At 73.2% G+C, this 19,643-nt stretch carries 16 protein-coding genes; 1 reads left to right on the top strand and 15 read right to left on the bottom strand.

All coding sequences use genetic code 11. The features are described 5' to 3' along the window. Nucleotides 1–90 precede the first annotated feature (90 nt). The 15 genes from ABZ810_RS19120 to mraZ all read right to left on the bottom strand — a co-directional run bounded on the left by ABZ810_RS19120 (nucleotide 91) and on the right by mraZ (nucleotide 18,169). Nucleotides 91–792, bottom strand: a complete 702-nt coding sequence (locus ABZ810_RS19120) for a YggS family pyridoxal phosphate-dependent enzyme (RefSeq protein ID WP_358404599.1) — start codon at nucleotides 790–792, stop codon at nucleotides 91–93. Further along, nucleotides 785–1,543, bottom strand: a complete 759-nt coding sequence (pgeF, locus tag ABZ810_RS19115) for a peptidoglycan editing factor PgeF (RefSeq protein ID WP_358404597.1) — start codon at nucleotides 1,541–1,543, stop codon at nucleotides 785–787. The genes ABZ810_RS19120 and pgeF overlap by 8 nt, the downstream gene beginning before the upstream one ends. After that, nucleotides 1,540–3,021 carry a cell division protein FtsZ gene (gene ftsZ, locus ABZ810_RS19110; protein WP_358404595.1) on the bottom strand — a complete coding sequence of 494 codons (1,482 nt, stop codon included), beginning with the start codon at nucleotides 3,019–3,021 and terminating at the stop codon, nucleotides 1,540–1,542. Before ftsZ ends, pgeF begins: the two co-directional genes overlap by 4 nt. Before the next feature lie 418 nt (nucleotides 3,022–3,439). Further along, nucleotides 3,440–4,216, bottom strand: a complete 777-nt coding sequence (locus ABZ810_RS19105; RefSeq protein ID WP_358404593.1) for an FtsQ-type POTRA domain-containing protein — start codon at nucleotides 4,214–4,216, stop codon at nucleotides 3,440–3,442. 59 nt (nucleotides 4,217–4,275) lie between these two features. Further along, nucleotides 4,276–5,694, bottom strand: a complete 1,419-nt coding sequence (murC, locus tag ABZ810_RS19100; protein ID WP_358404592.1) for a UDP-N-acetylmuramate--L-alanine ligase — start codon at nucleotides 5,692–5,694, stop codon at nucleotides 4,276–4,278. Further along, nucleotides 5,691–6,785 carry an undecaprenyldiphospho-muramoylpentapeptide beta-N-acetylglucosaminyltransferase gene (gene murG, locus ABZ810_RS19095; RefSeq protein WP_358404590.1) on the bottom strand — a complete coding sequence of 365 codons (1,095 nt, stop codon included), beginning with the start codon at nucleotides 6,783–6,785 and terminating at the stop codon, nucleotides 5,691–5,693. The genes murC and murG overlap by 4 nt, the downstream gene beginning before the upstream one ends. A gap of 37 nt (nucleotides 6,786–6,822) precedes the next feature. Next, the gene (gene ftsW / locus ABZ810_RS19090; protein WP_358404588.1) at nucleotides 6,823–8,079 is read right to left on the bottom strand and encodes a putative lipid II flippase FtsW; all 1,257 of its coding nucleotides are present in this window, start codon (nucleotides 8,077–8,079) and stop codon (nucleotides 6,823–6,825) included. Between the two features lie 5 nt (nucleotides 8,080–8,084). Further along, the gene (murD, locus tag ABZ810_RS19085; protein ID WP_358405496.1) at nucleotides 8,085–9,446 is read right to left on the bottom strand and encodes a UDP-N-acetylmuramoyl-L-alanine--D-glutamate ligase; all 1,362 of its coding nucleotides are present in this window, start codon (nucleotides 9,444–9,446) and stop codon (nucleotides 8,085–8,087) included. Nucleotides 9,447–9,502: 56 nt separating this feature from the next. Beyond that, nucleotides 9,503–10,564 carry a phospho-N-acetylmuramoyl-pentapeptide-transferase gene (gene mraY, locus ABZ810_RS19080; RefSeq protein ID WP_358404585.1) on the bottom strand — a complete coding sequence of 354 codons (1,062 nt, stop codon included), beginning with the start codon at nucleotides 10,562–10,564 and terminating at the stop codon, nucleotides 9,503–9,505. Next, nucleotides 10,561–11,958, bottom strand: a complete 1,398-nt coding sequence (gene murF, locus ABZ810_RS19075) for a UDP-N-acetylmuramoyl-tripeptide--D-alanyl-D-alanine ligase (RefSeq protein WP_358404582.1) — start codon at nucleotides 11,956–11,958, stop codon at nucleotides 10,561–10,563. Before murF ends, mraY begins: the two co-directional genes overlap by 4 nt. Next, nucleotides 11,955–13,490: a UDP-N-acetylmuramoyl-L-alanyl-D-glutamate--2,6-diaminopimelate ligase gene (locus ABZ810_RS19070; RefSeq protein WP_358404581.1), complete on the bottom strand. Its 1,536-nt coding sequence runs from the start codon at nucleotides 13,488–13,490 to the stop codon at nucleotides 11,955–11,957. The genes murF and ABZ810_RS19070 overlap by 4 nt, the downstream gene beginning before the upstream one ends. An 81-nt stretch (nucleotides 13,491–13,571) precedes the next feature. Continuing rightward, nucleotides 13,572–15,683: a penicillin-binding protein 2 gene (locus ABZ810_RS19065; protein WP_358404579.1), complete on the bottom strand. Its 2,112-nt coding sequence runs from the start codon at nucleotides 15,681–15,683 to the stop codon at nucleotides 13,572–13,574. 25 nt (nucleotides 15,684–15,708) lie between these two features. After that, a complete protein-coding gene (locus ABZ810_RS19060; protein ID WP_358404578.1) occupies nucleotides 15,709–16,515 on the bottom strand; it encodes a hypothetical protein in 807 nt (268 codons plus the stop codon). Beyond that, nucleotides 16,512–17,489, bottom strand: coding sequence for a 16S rRNA (cytosine(1402)-N(4))-methyltransferase RsmH (gene rsmH / locus ABZ810_RS19055; protein WP_358404575.1), 978 nt, complete (start codon nucleotides 17,487–17,489; stop codon nucleotides 16,512–16,514). Before rsmH ends, ABZ810_RS19060 begins: the two co-directional genes overlap by 4 nt. A 248-nt stretch (nucleotides 17,490–17,737) precedes the next feature. Then, nucleotides 17,738–18,169, bottom strand: a complete 432-nt coding sequence (gene mraZ / locus ABZ810_RS19050; RefSeq protein ID WP_358404574.1) for a division/cell wall cluster transcriptional repressor MraZ — start codon at nucleotides 18,167–18,169, stop codon at nucleotides 17,738–17,740. Between the two features lie 517 nt (nucleotides 18,170–18,686). Between mraZ and ABZ810_RS19045 the strand changes: the two genes are divergently transcribed. Beyond that, entirely contained in the window at nucleotides 18,687–19,622 is a 936-nt protein-coding gene (locus ABZ810_RS19045; protein ID WP_358405495.1) for a MoxR family ATPase, read from the top strand. The last annotated feature ends 21 nt before the right edge of the window (nucleotides 19,623–19,643 follow it).

Below are 19,643 nucleotides of genomic sequence, written 5' to 3'. Positions count from 1 at the left end.
CCGGCACCGCGATCGGACCGATCTGACCGGCCCGAGTGCGACCCCGAGCCGATGTGGCCTGCCGTTTCGGCAGGTACCACTGGGGGGACATTACCTGACGATTGCCCGTCGGCCGCCGAGCAACGCCGTACCGACACGTACGTGTGTCGCGCCACACGCGATCGCCGGCTCCAGATCCGCGCTCATACCCGCCGATATGGCGGTCGCCGAAGGGTGCGCGGCGCGCAGATCCGCGGCGATCCCGGCGAGCCGCGCGAACGCCTCGGCCGGGTCGCCGCCCAGCGGTGCGACCGCCATCACGCCGTCCAGCCGCAGCCCGTCGGCGCCCGCGATCATGTCCGCCAGCGCGAGCGCCCCGTCCGGGGCGACCCCGCCGCGGCCCTCCTCGTCGTCCAGCGACACCTGGACCAGGCAGCGCAGGGTGCGCCCGGAGTCGCGGACCGCCTTCTCCAGCGCGGTGACGAGCCTGGGGCGGTCGACCGACTGCACGACGTCGGCGTACGCGGCGACCGAGCGGGCCTTGTTGGTCTGCAACTGACCGACGAAGTGCCAGGTCAACGGGAGGTCGGCGCAGGCCTTCGCCTTGGGGGCGGCGTCCTGGTCGCGGTTCTCGGCGACGTCGGTGAGGCCGAGGCCGGACAGCAGGCGGACGTCGGAGGCGGGGAAGGTCTTGGTGACGGCGACCAGGGTGATCTCTTCGGCGGACCGCCCGGCCGCGGCACAGGCGGCCTCGATGCGCTTGCGGACGTCGGCGAGGTTGGCCCTCAGCTCGTCCCTGCGCGCCTCACTCATCCTCGGCGCCTTTTATCCACACATATCCGGCGAAGCGCCCCGTGACGCCCTCTCGGCGGAACGAGAACAGGTCGCCGCTCTCGATCGTGCAGCGCGGGTCGAGCCAGACGTCGGTGACGCCCGCGCCGGCGAGCTGCCCGGTGATCCCGGCCCTGATGTCCAGGCCGGGGGTGCCCTTGCGGGTGGTCGCGTAGGCCTCGGGCACCACGCCGGCGACCTCGGCGCGCATGGCGTCCGGCACCTCGTAGCAGTCGCCGCACGCGGCCGGGCCGATCGCGGCCCGCATCCGGGCGGGGTCGGCACCCCGCTCGCGCATCTTGGCGACGAGCGCCGGGACGACTCCCGCCGCCGTCCCCGGGCGTCCGGAGTGGGCGGCGCCGACGACCCCGGCCTCGGGATCGGCCAGCAGGACGGGCGCGCAGTCGGCGACCAGCACCGCCAGGGCCAGGCCCGGCTCGGTCGTCACGATCGCGTCGACCGGGGGCAGGCCGTCGCCGGGACTGCCGGAACCACCGGGCTCGCCGGTGACGAACGCCACGTCCGCCCCGTGCACCTGGCGCATCCAGACCGTGCGGCCGGCGGCGATGCCGAGCGCGCCGGCCGCGCGGCCGCGGTTGTCACGCACCGAGGCGGCGTCGTCACCGACGGCGCCGCCCAGGTTGAGAGAGTCGTACGGGGGTCGGCTCACGCCGCCCGCGCGTGCGGTGAACGCCGCGCCGACACCCGCGCCGAGCCCGACGTTCGTGATCACTTGAGGAAGTCGGGGACGTCGAGATCGTCGTCCTCGTCGAACACGACCGGACGGCGGCGCTGGCCGGGAGCGGACGAGCCGCTCTCGCTGTCGCCGGCGTGCACCCGCGTCGGGGCGGGCTCGGCCGGACGCGGCGCGGGCGGGCGGTTGCCCGAGTCGGGCTCACGCTCGCCGGAACCTTCGCCGGACCCGGGCCCACCGGCCGATCCGCCCTCCGAACGCGCCGCGGACTCCTCCCGCGGCCGTCCGCCCGAACGGTCGTCGGCCTGCTGCTGCGGCCGCTCGGGCTCCCGCGGCGGGGCCGGAGCCTGCGGCGCCGGTGCCGGAGCGGGGGCCGCCGCGGCCTGCGCGACGGTCTGCTGCGGAGTCTGCTGCGGCGGAGCCTCCGCGCGGCCGACCCGGCTGGGGATCGGGTTGGCCTGGATCGGCGGCGCCGCGGGCGGCGGCGGGGTGCTCGACGGTGGCGGCGGCACCGGGCGCGGCGGTGGAGGGACTCTCTTGGCCTCGGGTTCAGGGGCCGGTTTGGACGGTCGGCCCTCGTCAAAACCCGCCGCGATCACCGTCACCCGGACCTCGTCGCCGAGCGCGTCGTCGATGACCGCGCCGAAGATGATGTTGGCGTCGGGTGCGGCGGCGTTCGACACCAGCTGCGCCGCCTCGTTGATCTCGAACAGGCCGAGGTCGGAGCCACCGGAGATCGACAGCAGCACGCCGTGCGCGCCGTCGATGCTGGCCTCCAGCAGCGGGCTGGAGATCGCCATCTCGGCCGCGGCCACGCTGCGGTCGTCGCCGCGCGCCGAGCCGATGCCCATGAGCGCCGAACCGGCGCCGGACATGACCGACTTGACGTCGGCGAAGTCGAGGTTGATCAGGCCCGGCGTGGTGATCAGGTCGGTGATGCCCTGAACACCGGAGAGGAGCACCTGGTCGGCGGCCTTGAACGCGTCCAGCACGCTGACCTGGCGGTCGGAGATCGACAGCAGCCGGTCGTTGGGGATCACGATGAGGGTGTCGACCTCGTCGCGCAGCGTCTCGATGCCCGCCTCGGCCTGCATGGCCCGGCGCTTGCCCTCGAAGCTGAACGGACGGGTGACCACGCCGATCGTCAGCGCGCCCAGCGAGCGCGCGATGTTGGCGACCACGGGCGCGCCGCCGGTGCCGGTGCCACCGCCCTCTCCGGCGGTGACGAACACCATGTCGGCGCCCTTGAGGACTTCCTCGATCTCCTCGCGGTGATCTTCGGCGGCCTTGCGGCCCACGTCCGGGTTGGCCCCGGCGCCCAGGCCGCGGGTGAGCTCACGCCCCACGTCCAGCTTCACGTCGGCGTCACTCATCAGCAGCGCCTGGGCGTCAGTGTTGATCGCGATGAACTCGACGCCCTTGAGTCCCTCCTCGATCATCCGGTTGACGGCGTTGACGCCGCCGCCGCCGATGCCGACGACTTTGATGACCGCGAGGTAATTCTGCGGTGCTGCCACGACGAGGGGCCTTTCCGCTCGCTCTATCCAACCGGCCGGCCCGGATTCGGTGCCGCTGCCATGTTCTGACCAGGTCTAGCTCTGTCGGCGGGCCGAGGAGGTCGTCCGACCTCTTCCCTCAACCCTCACCCTCAACTTGAGACTTACAGTTATGTCAACCTGAAGGCTGATACGGACAGTAGGGCGGGCTAACCGCCAGGGTCAACTAACCTCCCGCCAACTGAACCGGCGTGTCGCGGTGCGCGCCAGTTGCCCTGGTTGGCGAACCAAGGGGACATCGCACCTCTCCTCCCGTCGTCCCGTCCGGACGAACGGCCACCCGTCAAGCGTGCCCCATCGGGCGTGCTTATTCGCCGCGACACACGCACGGGCCCCGACTCACCACACCGACTGGTACGAGATCGGCGCACCGAGCGGATCAGCGAGTGGTGACGACCTCGGGCGAACTCACGTCGATCTGGCGGGCGGTGCGCCCCGCGGTCGTGCGGAGAAGGGCCTCGTAGAGGCGCACCTTCTCGTCGCCGCGTTCGGCCGAACCCCACACGACGGTCAGCCCGGCGTTCAGCCGCAGCGTGACCGACTCGGGCGTGGACGCCTCGACCTCGGTGAGCCGCCTGGACAGGGCGGCGGGCAGCGCGTCCACGACGTGCAGCGCCGCGAGCGTGGCGGGATCGGTCGGGCCGGGCGCCGACACGGTCAGCGCGGGCATGCGGCCGGGCCGGACCGGGGTGTCGGTGACGATCACGCCGTCCTTGTCGAGCTGGTAGAAACGGCCGCCGCGCTCGACCGCCGCGAGCGGCACCCGCTCGCGGACGACGATGCGCACCGTGCCGGGCCAGTGCCGTTCGACCTTGGCCGACTCGACCTCGCGCAGCTTCTCCACCCGGGCCTCGACGGAGCCGGCGCCGAGCCGCACCATGGGGCCGCCGAGCGTGATGCCCGCCGCGGCCACCACCCGGTCGCGCGGCGCGATCTTGGTGCCGGTGACCTCGACGTGCCGGACGACCAGCAGGCGCGATCCGAGCAGCACCCACACCACGGTGCCGAGGAGACCGACGACCAGCAGGGTGACGAACACCACCTTCCACCGGTTGGGACGCGGCCGCTCGGCGGGCACCCGCGGCGCGTCCCGCTCGCCGGCGGAACCGTCGTCCGCCGCCGTGGTCTCCGGATGACTGGTGCCCGTCTCGGTCATGACCCCAGCATGACCGTCCGGCGGTCCCGGACGCGGGAGCCCACGCCGGACGATCGCCACTACCCCTCGGCGGAGGCGTCCCCGAGCAGGTCGAGGACCGCCGGGCCGAGCCGGGTGACGTCGCCCGCGCCGAGCGTGATGACCACGTCGCCGGGTCGGGCCAGGCCCGTCACCGTCGCGGCCACCTCGCCCCAGACCGGCGCGTAGACCGTCTCGGTGCCGGCCGGCACGGCGTCGGCGACGAGCCGCCCGGTGACCCCGGGCTCGGGGTCCTCGCGGGCGCCGTAGACGTCGAGGACGACGGCGACGTCGGCCAGCCCGAGCGCCGCGCCGAACTCGGCGGCGAAGAACCGGGTGCGGCTGTAGAGGTGCGGCTGGAAGACCGCCACGATCCGCGTGCGCCCGCTCTGCCCGACGTAGTCGCGGGTCGCCTCCAGGTCGGCGGTGAGCTCGGTCGGGTGGTGGGCGTAGCTGTCGAACACCTCGACACCGCCCGCCTCGCCCTTGGGCTCCAGCCGCCGCATCGCGCCGCGGAACTCGGCCAGCCCCGCCGCCACGTCGGGGAACGCGCAGCCGAGCGCCTGCGCGACGGCCACCACGGCGGCCGCGTTGAGCGAGTTGTGCCGGCCGGGCACCGCCAGCGCGATCTCGCCCAGGCCCTCGATCTCGAAGCGCGAGCCCAGCCCGCGCGGGGTGAAGCCGGTGACGCGCAGGTCGGCGCCCGCCGCCTCGCCGTAGGTGCGGACGGTCAGCCCGCGAACGCGCGCCCGCTCGGCCAGCTCCATCGCGACCGGGTCGTCGGCCCCGGCCACCAGCGTGCCGCCGGGCTCGACGCGGTCGACGAACCTGGCGAAGTTGTCCTTCACCATGTCGAAGCCGCCGTAGTTGTCGAGGTGGTCGGCCTCGACGTTGGTGATGACCGCGATGTGCGGCGTGTACATGAGGAACGAGCCGTCGCTCTCGTCGGCCTCGGCCACGAACACGTCGCCGGTGCCCTCGTCGGCGCCGAGACCGGTGGTGACCAGCTGGCCGCCGATGCAGTAGGACGGGTCGACCCCGGCGTGCTGCAGCGCGACGGTCAGCATCGACGTCGTCGTGGTCTTGCCGTGCGTGCCCGCGATCGCGACCGCGCGGCGTCCCGCCATGAGCGAGGCCAGCGCGGCCGACCGGTGCAGCACCCGCAGGCCGCGCTCGCGCGCGGCGACCAGCTCGGGGTTGGTCTCGCGGATCGCGGTGGAGACCACCACGGTGTCGGCGGCGCCGACGTAGGCGGCGTCGTGCCCGACGAAGACCTTCGCGCCCAGGGCGCCGAGCTGCCCGAGCAGCTCGGAGTCCTGCGCGTCGCTGCCGGAGACGGGGATGCCGCGCTTGAGCATGATGCGGGCGATCCCGGACATGCCGGCGCCGCCGATCGCGATGAAGTGCACCGCGCCCAGCTCACCGGCCGGCACGATCTCCCCGGGCTTGATCAGGCTCATCCGTGCTGCCGCCCCGAGGAGCGCACCACGTCGTAGACCATCTTGGCCAGCGCCACGTCGGCGTCGCGCCGTCCCAGCCGCGCCGCCGCCTCCGACATGTGGGCGACCTTGCCCGGGTCGGCCAGCACGGGGAGCACGTTGTGCGCGATCCACTCCGGCGTCAGCTCGGCGTCGTCGACGAGCAGGCCGCCGCCGCCGGCGACGATCGGCTCGGCGTTGAGCCGCTGCTCACCGTTGCCGATCGGCAGCGGCACGTAGACCGCGGGCAGGCCCACCGCGGCGAGCTCGGCGCAGGTCATCGCGCCCGCCCTGCACATCGCCATGTCGGCGGCGGCGTAGGCGAGGTCCATCCGGTCGCAGTAGGGGATGGTGACGTACTGCGGGCCGTCGGCCGGCTCGGGCTCCTCGGTGTTCTTGGGGCCGACGATGTGCAGGACCTGGATGCCGGCCTGCCGGAACGCCGGGGCCGCGGCGACCGCGGCGCGGTTGAGCGACCGGGCGCCCTGCGAGCCGCCGAAGATCAGCAGCGTCGGCAGGTCGGGCAGCAGCCCGAAGTAGGACCGCGCCTTGTCGCCCATCGCCAGCCGGTCGAGCGCCGCGATCTCGCGGCGCAGCGGGATGCCGACGAACGTCGAGTTGGGCAGCGGGGAGTCGGCGTGCGAGACCGCGACGTGGTCGGTGAAGCGGGCGCCGAGCTTGTTGGCCAGGCCGGGCTTGGGATTGGCCTCGTGGACGATGATCGGCACCTTGCGCTTGCGCGCCGCCAGGTATCCGGGGGTGGCCACGTAGCCGCCGAAGCCGACGAGGATGTCGGCCTGGGCCTGGTCGAGGACGTTCGCCGCCGCGTTGATCGCACCGCGCAGCCGGCCGGGGACCGACAGCAGCTGCGGGGTGAGCGTACGCGGGAGCGGCACCGGAGGGATCAGGGCGAGCTCGTAGCCGCGCTGCGGGACGAGCCGGGTCTCCAGACCCCGCTCCGTGCCCAGGCAGGTGATCCCCACGTTGGGGTCGTTGCGCCGCAGCGCGTCGGCGAGGGCCAGGGCGGGCTCGATGTGTCCGGCGGTGCCGCCGCCGGCCAGGACAACCCTCATGCTCGTTGACAACTCCTCGTGGTGTCGATCAGGGGATTCAACGCCGTGCCAGGCCCAGCCAGCTTAGGGCCCGCGACACCGGTCCGGGACCCCGCGCGGCCAGTGCCTGCCGGGCGCCCGGCTCACGTTTGGCGAACGAGAGCAGCACGCCCAGCACGATCAGGGTCGGGATGAGCGCCGATCCCCCGTAGGAGACCAGCGGGAGCGGGATCCCTGTGATGGGAAGCACATTGATCACCGCTCCGATGTTGACGATCGCCTGCACCACCAGCCACGCGGTCGCGCCGGCCGCGGCGAGACGGGTGAACGGGTCCTTCACCCTCCTCGCGATCCGCAGCCCGGCGTAGGCCAGCAGGCCGAACAGGCCCAGCACGACGAGCGTACCGACGAGGCCGAGCTCCTCTCCGACGATCGCGAAGATGAAGTCCGTTTCGGCGTGCGGAAGATAGTTCCATTTCGCACGCCCCTCCCCCAGTCCGGTGCCGAACCAGCCGCCCGAGGCCACCGCGAACAGTCCTTGCCGCCCCTGATAGTTGCTTGTCAGCTGGTTGCCCGAGGGGTCGAGGAACCCGGTGAGGCGCTGCATGCGGTACGGCTCGACGACGATGAGGATCGACACCAGCAGGCACACCAGCCCCGCGATGCCCACGAACAGCCGTCCGGGCGCCCCGACGACCCACAGCAGGGCCAGGAAGATCGTGAGGAGCACCAGGGTCGTGCCCAGGTCGTTCCCCAGCATGACCAGGAGCACCAGCAGGCCGGAGCCGGGCAGCAGCGGCACCAGCAGCGACCGCCACTCGGTGAGCTGGCCGAGCCGTTCCTTGCGCGCCAGCAGGTCGGCGCCCCAGAGCACCAGGCCGAGCTTGGCCGGCTCGGACGGCTGGAGCTGGAACGGCCCGAAGCTGATCCAGCGGGTCGCGCCGCCCGCCGTGCGGCCCAGTCCGGGCACCAGCACCAGGGCGAGGGCGACGATGGACAGCAGGAGCAGCGGATAGGCCATCACCCGGATGGTCTTGACCGGCAGCCGCGAGGCGAGCCACATGCCGGGCAGCCCGAGCGCCATCCACATCGCCTGCTTCTGGAGCAGCGTGTAGGCCGACCCCGTCTCCTGCAGCTGCTTCACGCTGGAGGCCGACAACACCATGGTGAGCCCGAGCGCCAGCAGCAACATGGAGCAGCCGAGCACCAGGTAGTAGGACGTCAGCGGGCGGTCGAGCAGCCCGACGGCGGCCGCGACCTGCTCGCGCGGGCCGGGCCGTCCGGTGTTCTCCTCTTCGGCCTCTACGGCGGTCATGGGGGTTACGCGCGCTTCGCCAACCGCGCGACCGCGGCCGCGAAGGCGTCGCCGCGGGCCCCGTAACTGGTGAACATGTCGAACGAGGCTCCGGCGGGGGCCAGGAGCACGGTGTCCCCGGGCTGTGCCAGGGCGGAGGCTTCAGTCACGACGCGGTCCATCGCCCCAGTGTCGGTGTCGGGGACGTCCACGACCGGGACCTTCGGCGCGTGTCGCGCGAGTGCCGCGGCGATTTGTGCCCGATCGGCCCCCAGCAGCACCACGCCGCGCAGCCGGCCGGCGCACGACCGGACGAGGTCGTCGACGTCGGCGCCCTTGAGCAGCCCGCCCGCGATCCAGACGGCGGACCGGCTGGCGGCCAGCGAGGAGGCGGCGGCGTGCGGGTTGGTCGCCTTGGAGTCGTCGACGTAGTCGACCCCGGCGACCGTCGCCACGTGGGCGATGCGGTGCGGATCGGGCACGAACGCCCGCAGTCCCTCGCGCACGGCCTCCGGCGGCACGCCGAAGGCTCGGGCCAGGGCCGCCGCGGCGAGCGCGTTGGCGACGTTGTGGGGCGCGAACGGGCGGACGTCGGCGAGCTCGGCGAGCTCGGCCGCCTCGCGCATCCGGTCGGCGGTGAACGCGCGGTCCACGAGGAGGTCCTCGACGACGCCGAGCTGGCCCGGGCGCGGGACCTGGAGCGTGAAGCCGATCGCGCCCTCGCCCCCGAGCCGCACCGACACCGGGTCGTCGGCGTTGACCACCGCCACCGTCCCGGGCGCGTAGATCTTGCCCTTGTCGGCGGCGTAGGCCTCGAGCGAGCCGTGCCAGTCGAGGTGGTCGGGCGCCACGTTCAGCACGGCGGCGGCGAACGGCACGACCGTGCTGGACCAGTGCAGCTGGTAGCTGGACAGCTCGACGGCGAGGACGTCGTGCTTCTGGAGGACGGCCTCGACGATGGGCGTGCCCACGTTGCCGACGGCGAGCGTGCGGTGCCCGGCGGCCTCCAGGATGCAGGCCAGCATCCGTACCGCCGTGGTCTTGCCGTTGGTGCCCGTCAGCGCGAGCCAGGGCGCGGCGTCGTCGCCGCGCAGCCGCCAGGCCAGCTCGACCTCACCGATGATCTCGATCCCGGCGGCCGCGGCGGCGGCCGGCAGCGGCGCGGTCGGCTTCCAGCCCGGCGAGGTCACCACGAGGTCGACGCCCTCGGGCAGCGTCTCGCCGTCGCCGAGCCGCACCGTGACGCCCCGCGCCTCCAGCCCGGCGGCGCGGGCGCGGAGCGCCTCGTCGTCGCGGCCCTCGACGGCCGTGACGCGGGCGCCGCGTTCGGCCAGCACCTGGGCGGCGGCCAGCCCGGACACGCCCAGGCCCGCCACGCAGACCCGCAGGCCCGCCCAGTCGTTCCGCGAGGCGGATCCGCCCGGCCCCCCGGCCACCGCCTCCGTCACCGCTTGGGCATCCATTCCAGGTAGAAGAGGCCGAGGCCGATCGCCACGAACAGCGCCGACATCAGCCAGAACCGCACGACGATCGTCGTCTCGGCCCAGCCGGACAGCTCGAAGTGGTGCTGGAGCGGCGCCATCTTGAAGACGCGTTTGCGGGTCATCTTGAAGCCGCCGACCTGGATGATCACCGACAGGGTGATCATCACGATCAGGCCGCACAGGATGGCGAGCAGGAACTGGGTGTGGGTGAGGATCGCCAGGCCGACCAGAACGCCGCCGAGCGCGAGCGAACCGGTGTCGCCCATGAAGATCTTGGCGGGCGGGGCGTTCCACCACAGGAAGCCGAACACGCCGCCGAGCACGGCCGCGGCCACGACCGCGAGGTCGAGCGGGTCGCGCACGCTGTAGCAGCCGGGCGCCAGGCCGTAGTCGTAGCAGGAGTTGCGCAGCTGCCAGTTGCCGATGATGACGTACGCGGCGAGGACCATGCCGACCGGTCCGGCGGCCAGTCCGTCGAGCCCGTCGGTGAGGTTGACGCCGTTGGACATCGCCGCGATGAGCAGCAGCGCCCAGACCACGAAGAGGTAGGGGCCGATCGAGGGCCCGAAGTCGCGCAGGAACGACAGGTGCGGGGAGGCGGGGGTGATGTCGTACCCGTTGGGGAAGTTGAGGGACGCGATCGCGAAGACCACGCCGACGACGATGATGCCGATCATCTTGGCGCCGCTGCGCAGGCCGAGGCTGCGCTGCTTGAACACCTTGATGTAGTCGTCGACGAACCCGACCAGGCCGAGGCCCGTCATCAGGAAGAGCACCAGGAAGCCGGACACGGTCGGGATCGACCGGGTGGCCAGGTGCGCGGCCGCGTAGCCGACCAGCGAGCCGACGATGAAGACCGTGCCGCCCATGGTGGGCGTGCCGCGCTTGTTGAGGTGGGCCTCGGGGCCCTCCTCGCGGATCATCTGGCCGTAGCCGAGCCGGTTGACGATGCGGATCCACACCGGCGTGCCGACCATGACGAACACCAGGGCCACGCCCGCGGCGATGATGATGTTGGTCATGCGTGCTCACCCCGGTCGTCGGCCACGAGGAGGCCGGTGGCGACCCGTTCCATCCCGGCGACGCGAGAGCCCTTCACCAGTACGACGTCCCGCGGCCTGAGCCGCTCCCTGAGCACGGTCACCGCCGCGCCGACGTCATCCACCTGTACGCACTCTCCCGTCCATGACCCCACCTGCTCGGCCCCGTCGGCCATCGGCGCGGCGTTCGCGCCGACGACGACGAGGCCGGCCAAACCGCTGCGCGCGACATGCTGCCCGATCTTGGCATGTTCTGCCACAGAGGAGGCGCCCAGCTCCGCCATTTCACCGAGGACCGCGTAGGCGCGGCCGCCCCGGGCCATGTGGGCGAGGGTGTCGACCGCCGCCCGCATCGACTCCGGGTTGGCGTTGTAGGCGTCGTTGACGACCGTGACCCCGTCCGCCCGCCGGGTGACCTCCATGCGCCACCGGCTGGCCGGCTCCGCCGCCGAGAGCGCCTCGGCGACGTCGTGCAGCCCCATGCCGGCCTCCCGGGCGACGGCGGCCGCGGCCAGCGCGTTGGCGACCGCGTGGGCGCCGTGCAGCCGCAGCGCGACCGGCAGCGTGCCCTCGGGGGTCACCAGGGAGAACCGGGCGCGGCCCGCGTCGTCGAGCCACTCGTCGGTGGCCCGGACGTGCGCGTCCGGCGTGCGCCCGAAGTAGACGATCTTGGCGGGGGTGCGGGCGGCCATGGCGCGCACCAGCGGGTCGTCGGCGTTGAGCACCGCGGTGCCCCGCGCGGTCAGGCCCTCGACCAGCTCGCCCTTGGCCCGCGCCACCATCTCCTGGCTGCCGAACTCGCCGATGTGCGCGGTGCCCACGTTGAGCACCACGCCGATGCGCGGGCGGGCGATGCGCGCCAGGTAGGCGATGTGGCCGACGCCGCGGGCGCCCATCTCCAGCACCAGGTGCCGGGTGCCGGGGTCGGCGCGCAGCGCGGTGAGCGGCAGGCCGATCTCGTTGTTGAACGAGCCGACCGGCGCGATGGTCTCGCCCGCGCGCCGCACCACCTGGGCGATGAGGTCCTTGGTGGAGGTCTTGCCGGCCGAGCCGGTGACGCCGATGACCGTGGTGCCGGGCAGCCGCCCGAGCACGCCCCGGGCCAGCTCGCCCAGCGCCCTCTGCACGTCGTCCACGACGACGGCGGGGCCGTCGACCGGGCGTTGCGCGAGGACCGCGGCGGCGCCCGCCGCCAGGGCGGCGGCGGCGAAGTCGTGCCCGTCCACACGTTCGCCCTGGAAGGCGGCGAACAGCGCGCCGGGCTCCACCGCGCGCGAGTCGATGACGACGGGACCGCTGACCACCGTCTCGGGACGCTCCGTGTGGAGGACCCCCCCGGTCAGCTCCGCGATCGTCGCCAGCGGAAGCGGAATCACGCCTGCGTCCCGTCCCCTCTCAGATTCTTCAGGCCGCGCAGGGCCTCCCGGACGACCTCGCGGTCGTCGAACGGGAACACCTCGCCGGCCACGTACTGTCCCTGCTCGTGGCCCTTGCCCGCGACGACGACCACGTCGCCGCGCCGGGCCCGGCCGACCGCCAGCTCGATGGCGGCCCTCCGGTCGGGTTCCATGACGAGGTGCGCGCGCCGCTCCCGCGGCACCCTCAGCCCGCCCTCGACCATAGCGGCGAGGATGCCCAGCGGGTCCTCTGACCGGGGGTTGTCATCGGTGAAATACGCCATGTCGGCGAGCCGGACCGCGGCCTCCCCCATCAGCGGGCGCTTGCCCCGGTCACGGTCGCCGCCGCAGCCGAGCACGATGATCAGGCGGCCCTCGGTGACCGGCCGCAGCGAGGTCAGCACCGCCTCGACCGCGCCGGGCTTGTGGGAGTAGTCGACCAGCGCGACGAAGTCCTGCCCCTCGTCGACCCGTTCGAGGCGGCCCGGCACGCCCGGCAGCGCGGCGACGCCGGTCACCGCGGTCTGCAGCGGGATCCCGGCCTCGACGAGGGCGACGATCGCGGCGAGCGCGTTGGCGACGTTGAACGGCCCGGCCAGCTGGACCGTGGCGTCGGCCTCGATGCCGCCGGGCCCCACGACCCGGAAAACGCTGCCGTCGGCGCCCAGGCGCACGTCGTCGGCCCGCCAGTCGGCGGCCGGGTCGCCGGTCGAGGAGTACGTCGTGATCGGCACGGTGGCCGTGTCGATGAGGCGGCGGCCGTAGTGGTCGTCGAGGTTGACCACGCCCACACGGCTGTAGGCGGGGGTGAACAACTTCGCCTTGGCGGCGAAGTAGTCGTCCATCGTCGGGTGGTAGTCGAGGTGGTCCTGGGAGAGGTTGGTGAAGACGGCGACCTCGTAGACGGCGCCGCCGACCCGCCCCTGCTCGAGCGCGTGGCTGGAGACCTCCATGGCCGCGGCCCCGACGCCCTCCTCGCGCATCATCGCGAACAGCGCGTGCAGGTCGGTCGACTCGGGGGTGGTCAGGGCGGAGGGCACCCTGCGGTCACCGATCCGCATCTCGACGGTCCCGACCACACCGGTCTCCACTCCGGCCGCCCGCAACCCGGCCTCGACCAGGTAGACGGTCGTGGTCTTGCCGCTGGTGCCCGTGACGCCGACGAGTGTCAGATCCCGGACGGGCTCGCCGTACACCCAGGCGGCGGCCTCGCCGAGCCGCGTCCGCACCTGGCCGACCACCAGCACCGGCAGCCCGGTGCGCACGGCCTGGGCGCGCCCCATGGGGTCGGTGAGGATCGCGGCCGCGCCCGCCGCGGCGGCCTGGGCGGCGAACTCGGCGCCGTGCATCCGGGTGCCGGGCAGCGCCGCGTAGAGGTCGCCGTGCAGCACGGCACGCGAGTCGTGCGTGACCCCGGTCACCTCCGCGCCCGCCACGTCGCCCGCCGTCTCGGCTCCCAGAAGCGCCGCCAGTCCGGGCAGCGGACGGGCCGGATTGCTCGTCGGGCGCATCGCGTTTCTTTCGTGACGGGGCGTGGAGCCGGGCTGGGGCGTGGATGCTGGACTCACGGCGAGAGAGCGTACTCGCTGTGGTCAGTCGCGGGCGTGGATCTTGATGGTCGGCGCTTTGCTCCCCGTCGGCGGAACCTTCCGGGTCTTCAGAGCGGCGGTCATCACGTCCTTGAAGACGGGGGCCGCGACATCGCCACCATAGTGGCTCCCCCGCTTCGGGGCCTGCAGGACGACCTGGACCACCAGTTGCGGATCGTCGGCGGGCGCGAACCCGGCGAACGAGGCGGTGAAACCGCCGCCGCCGTAGCAGCCGCAGGCCGGGTTGACGATCTCGGCGGTGCCGGTCTTGCCCGCCACCCGGTAACCCTCGATCTTGGCCTTGACGGCGGTGCCCTCGTCGCTGGTGACGCCCTCCAGCATGTCCCTGATCTGCCGGGCGGTCTCGGCGCTGATCACGCGCTTCTGCCCGGGCGGCGGGGCCGCGGTGAACGACTTGTCCTCGCCGATCGTGCCGGCGATGAGCTGGGGCGCCACCCGCACGCCGCCGTTGGCGATGGTGGAGTAGACGCTGGCCATCTGGAGCGCGTTGACCGACACGGTCTGCCCGAACGAGATCGGGTAGCGGTCGGTGCCCGACCACCGGGCGGGCGGGCTGAGCTGGCCCGCGGTCTCGGCCGGGAGGCCGATGCCGGTGCGCTCGCCGAAGCCGAACGCGCGCAGGTACTGGTAGAGCACGTCCGGGCTGACCGTCTCGCTGGCCTTGATGGTGCCGACGTTGCTGGACGTGGCGAGGACCCCGGCGAAGGTCAGCCGCTGGGTCGGGTGGTGGTGCGAGTCGTGGAACGTGCGGTCGAGGCGCTTGATCGAGTAGGGCACCTCGAAGACGCTGTCGGGCCGGACGCCGCCCCGCTCCATCGCCGCCGCGGCGGTGATGACCTTGTTGGTGCTGCCCGGCTCGAAGGCCTCCTGCACGATCGGGTTGCCCCAGGTCGACTTGGGCGACCTGAGGTAGTTGTTGGGGTCGAAGCCGGGCGAGGAGGCCATCGCCAGGATCTGACCGGTGCGCGGGTCCATCACGATGACGCTGCCGTTGCGCGCCTGGGAGGCCTTGACCTGCGCCTCGATCGCGCGCTGCGCGGTGAACTGCAGGTCGCGCAGCAGCGTGAGCCGCAGCCCGCGGCCGGGCACCGATGGCCGCTTCTGGTCCTCGCCCATCGGGATGTGCTGGCCGTCCGGGCTGATCTCGACCTTCTGCGCCCCGTTGCGCCCGGCGAGCTGCTTGTTCATCGCCGACTCGAGCCCGGCGGCGCCGTCGCCGGCCCGGTTGACGAAACCGACGACGTCGGCGGCCAGCGAGTCGTTGGGGTAGTCGCGGCGGTATTCGGGGAGCGTGCCGATGCCGAGGAACTTCAGCGCCGTCACCAGCCGCGCCTTGTCGGGCGGCACCCCGTGCGCGAGGTATTCGAACCGGCTGCGCGGCTTGCTGATGGACTTCAGCACGGCGTCCGGCCGCAGGCCGAGGATGGGCGAGATCGCGTTGACGATCTCGGCGCGCTTCTCCGGCTTGATGACGAACGGGTCGGCGAAGATCGCCCGCGCCTCGACGGTCATGGCGAGCGGGTTGCCGTCGGCGTCGGTGATGTCGCCGCGCACCGCGGGCAGGGTGATCTCCTGGAGCCGCTGCTTCATCGCCAGCTCGGTGTACTTGCCCGACTCGATCGTCTGGAGCTGGACGAGGCGCCCGGCGAACAGCGACAGCACGAACGCCAGCACCAGCAGCCCCACGTTGAGCCGCTTGATCGGGTCGCGGCGCCGGAACGGGACGCGCGGGCGGCGCGGCGGCGGTGGCCGCCGCCCGCCGGAGCCGCCGGGCCGCGCGGGGCGGGTGCCGCCGCGCTCGGGCGGCCTGGTGGCGGTGCGGCCGGTGCCGCTCCCGCCCGCGCCCGCCTTGCGCGGCGGCGGCACGGCCGTGCCGCCGCGCGCGGTGCGCCGGGCCGCCGAGCCGCGGTCCTTGCCCGTCCGCGGGTTGGGCGAACGCGGGGGATTCCCTGTCTGACGCCCGGACGCGCGCGCCGCGCCCGGGCCGCTCTTGTCGTCGCGGCCGGGGGCGCTCCCCCGGCCGCGTCCCTGGGGACCGCGGCCGCCACGGCCGGGCGGCGGTCCCGCCGTCCCGCGCCCGGGCCCCGCCGTCACCGCGTCCTCCGCTCGTCCCGCCCGATCACGGCCTACCGGCCCCCGAACCGTCGACCGGCGACTGGCGGCTCGGAACGCCCGGCACGCCGGCCTGCGTCGTGGTCTGGCCGCCGGGGGCGGTCGGCACGCCCTGGCCGGGCACGACCGCGCCCGGGACCCCGGCCGCCGCCGCTGCCGCGGCCGCCGCGGCCGCCGCGTTGGGCAGCGCGCGGACCGATCCACCGATCTCGATCACTTCGCGGCTGACCGGGTCGATGTAGCTCTGCTGCTCCGGCCTGGACATGTTCTGCGCCTCGGCCTTCTCGCGCAGCCGCTCGGGCGACTCCTCGCGCGCGATCTCGCGTTCGAGGGCCTGGCGCTGCTGGCCGAGCAGCTTGTTGGAGCGCTGCAGCTCGGTGAGCCGGAAGGCGTCCTCGGCGAGCACGGTGTTGAGCAGCAGCAGGCTCACCAGCGCACCGCCCAGCAGCCCGACGATGAGCAGCACGAACGGCGTGCGCGGCGGCGCGGCGGCGCGCACGGCCGGGCGCGCGGGCGTGCCCTGCTTGACGGTCTTGGCCGAGGTCTTGGCCGCCGTCTTGCCGGCGGCCTTGCCCGTCGACGTGCCCGTCGACGTGCCCGCGGCCTTGCCGCCGGCCGGCCTGCTCCCCGTCTTGGGCTTGTCGCCCGTCCTGGGCTTGGCCTTGGTGGCGGGACGCGGCCTGGCCGTCGTCGTGCCCGAGGTCGTGCCCGAGGTCGTGGCCTCGTCGTCGGGACGGGCCGGCGCGGCGGGCTTGCGGCCCCGCGACCTGGTCGTGCCGCCGGCCCCCGGCCCGCGTGTGCTCGTCGTGGTCATGTCGCCTCCCGGATCCGCTCCGCGGCGCGCATGCGCACCGAGGCGGCCCGTGGGTTGGTCGTGGTCTCCTCGTCGGACGGCAGCTCGGCACCGCGCGTCAGCAGCGAGAAACGCGGCTGATGCTCGGGCAGCGGCACCGGCAGGTCCGGTGGGGTGGTGTCGGCGACCTGCGCCGCGAGGACCTGCTTGGTGATGCGGTCCTCCAGCGAGTGGTAGCTCAGCACCACGACGCGTCCGCCGACCGGCAGCGCGGCGAGGGCGGCGGGCAGCGCCCGGCGCCAGGTGTCGAGCTCGCCGTTCACCTCGATGCGCAACGCCTGGAAGGTGCGCTTGGCCGGATTGCCGCCGGTGCGGCGGGTCGCGGCCGGGATCGAGACGCGCACCAGGTCGGCGAGACGCCTGGTGGAGTCGAGCGGGGCCTTCTCGCGTTCGCGCACGATCGCGCTCGCGATGCGCTGGGCGAACCGCTCCTCCCCGTACTCGCGCAGGATGCGGGCCAGCTCGGCGGGCGGGTAGCCGTTGACCACCTCGGCCGCGGTGAGACTCTGGGTACGGTCCATGCGCATGTCGAGCGGGGCGTCATAGGAATAGGCGAAGCCGCGCTGGGCCTCGTCCAGCTGGGGGGACGAGACGCCGAGGTCGAACAGGACCGCGTCCACCACGGGGACGCCCAGCCTGCGCAGGACCTCGGGGAGCTCGTCGTAGACCGCGTGCTCGAGCGCCACCCGGTCGCCGAAGCGGGCGAGCCGCCGGCCCGCGCGTTCGAGCGCGGTGGTGTCGCGGTCGAGGCCGACGAGGCGGAGCGACGGGTGGGCGTCGAGCATGGCCTCGGCGTGGCCGCCCATGCCCAGGGTGCCGTCGACGTAGACCGGCGCCCTGCCGCTGACCTGCACGGCGGGCGCGAGAAGTTCCAGAACGCGGTCGAGCATGACCGGTATGTGACCGGCGTCGGCCGCGTGGTCGCCCACGTCCATGGTTCACCCCCTTGTGCTGCCACCTCGCTCGCGGACTGTGTGGCGCGTCGTCGGCCCGCTCCCCCTGAAGCGGCGGACCCGGCGGCCTCGCCCGGCCAGGTCCCCATCCGCTGCCCTGAGGAAGTTTCACCGCGTTACCGCGGGGGGTCGCCGTCTGGCACCGGGGAAGCTGCGCCAGCTGGCTGGAGAGCGGCTGGAGACCTGGCCGAACGTGGGCCATGCCGGTCATCGGACCGACGAGTCGAATCTCAGAGGACCCCGGGCAACACCTCCTCGGAGATCTCGGAGAAGGCTTGCTCCTCCTGCTCGAGGTAGGTCTCCCAGGACGGCGTGTCCCAGATCTCCAGGCGCGTGTTGGCCCCGATGACGGTGCAGTCGCGCGTCAGGCCCGCGTAGGTGCGCAATGGCGGCGGGATCGTGATGCGGCCCTGCTTGTCCGGGATCTCGTCGGACGCGCTGGCGAAGAACACGCGGCTGTAGGCGCGGACCGCCTTCTCCGTGACGGGGGCGGCGCGCAGGGCCTCGGTGATGCGCTGGAACTCTGCCAAAGGGAAGACGTACAGGCAGCGCTCCTGGCCTTTCGTGATCACCAATCCCCCCGACAGCTCCTCGCGGTACTTCGCCGGCAGGAACAGCCGTCCCTTGTCGTCGAGGCGCGGCGAATGGGTGCCGAGGAACATCGGCCCCACCTCCCGCGCCGCGTGGAGCGCTTCCGCCCCCCACGGCGCCCCACTCTACTCCACTCTTCCCCACCGTCAACTGTGTAAACAGCTGTCGCGCGTCACAATCTCGCGAGACATCGCAGGTCAGAGGGGGTGGTGCGGAGCGGAGGGGCGGAGGGGGGCGGGCGCGTGGCGGAGAGCGGCCGCGGCCGTCGAACCGTTCCAAGCCGCCCTCCGGCCCGCCCTCCGGGGGCGGTGTGGAGGGAAGTGGAGTGGCTCTTGAGGGTGTGACACAGATCCAGGTGCAGCACAATGGGCTCACCCGTTCCACAAGAACGTCCCGGTGGGCTGCGGGAGTGACGAAACATCGCGGCGAACGGTCCGACCACGTACTGTCGTTCACGTACGGCCGTTCGGCTGAGGAGGGTTGTTGGTGGCAGTAGGCACTCACGGCGAGTCGTACATAGAGACCGACCCCCCGGGATCACCCGGCCGCCGCCCGCACGGCGGCGGCCCGAGCGCGGGGCTCGACGGGCTGGCTCAGGTCGCCACCAAGATCCGTGACGCGATCGAGTCGGTGATCGAGGGCAAGCCCAAGGTCGTCCGGCTGGCGTTGACGGTGCTGTTCGCGGAGGGGCACCTGCTCATCGAGGACGTGCCCGGGGTCGGCAAGACGATGCTCGCCAAGGCCCTCGCCCGGTCGATCGACTGCTCGGTACGGCGGGTGCAGTTCACCCCCGACCTGTTGCCCAGCGACATCACCGGGGTCAGCGCGTACAACCAGGAGCGGCGGGAGTTCGAGTTCAAGCCCGGCCCTGTGTTCGCGCACATCGTGGTCGGCGACGAGATCAACCGCGCCTCCCCCAAGACCCAGTCGGCGTTGCTGGAGTGCATGGAGGAGCGGCAGGTCACCGTCGACGGCACCACCTACTCGCTCGAGCAGCCGTTCATGGTGATCGCCACCCAGAACCCGGTGGAGATGGAGGGCACCTACCCCCTGCCCGAGGCGCAGCGCGACCGTTTCACCGCGCGCATCTCGATGGGCTACCCGGACCCGGCCGCCGAGCTGGAGATGCTCGAGGTCCACGGGCAGAGCGCGCCCCTCGACCGGCTCACCCCGGTCGCACACGCCACCGACGTCCGCGACATCATCGACGTCGTGCGCCACCAGCACGTCGCGCCCACGGTCAAGCAGTACGCCATCGACCTGGTCGGCGCCACCCGCAAGCACCCCGAGCTGCGCCTGGGCGCCTCCCCCCGCGCGACCCTGCACCTGGTACGGGCGGCCCGCGCATACGCGGCGCTCGACGACCGCGACTACGTCCTCCCCGACGACGTCCAGGAGCTCGCCGTGCCGGTGCTCGCCCACCGGCTGCTGCCGACCGCCGAGGCCCAGGTCGAACGGCGGCGCCCCGAGCAGGTCGTGGCCGAGCTGGTCAACCGCCTCCCGGTGCCGTCCCCGCGTAAGTGACCCGCCCCCTGGAGTGACGGT

Source organism: Spirillospora sp. NPDC047279, assembly GCF_040643285.1.
Taxonomy (GTDB): domain Bacteria; phylum Actinomycetota; class Actinomycetes; order Streptosporangiales; family Streptosporangiaceae; genus Spirillospora.
Note: the sequence above shows the minus strand (reverse complement) of the source record. Positions and strands in the feature narration are given on the sequence as shown.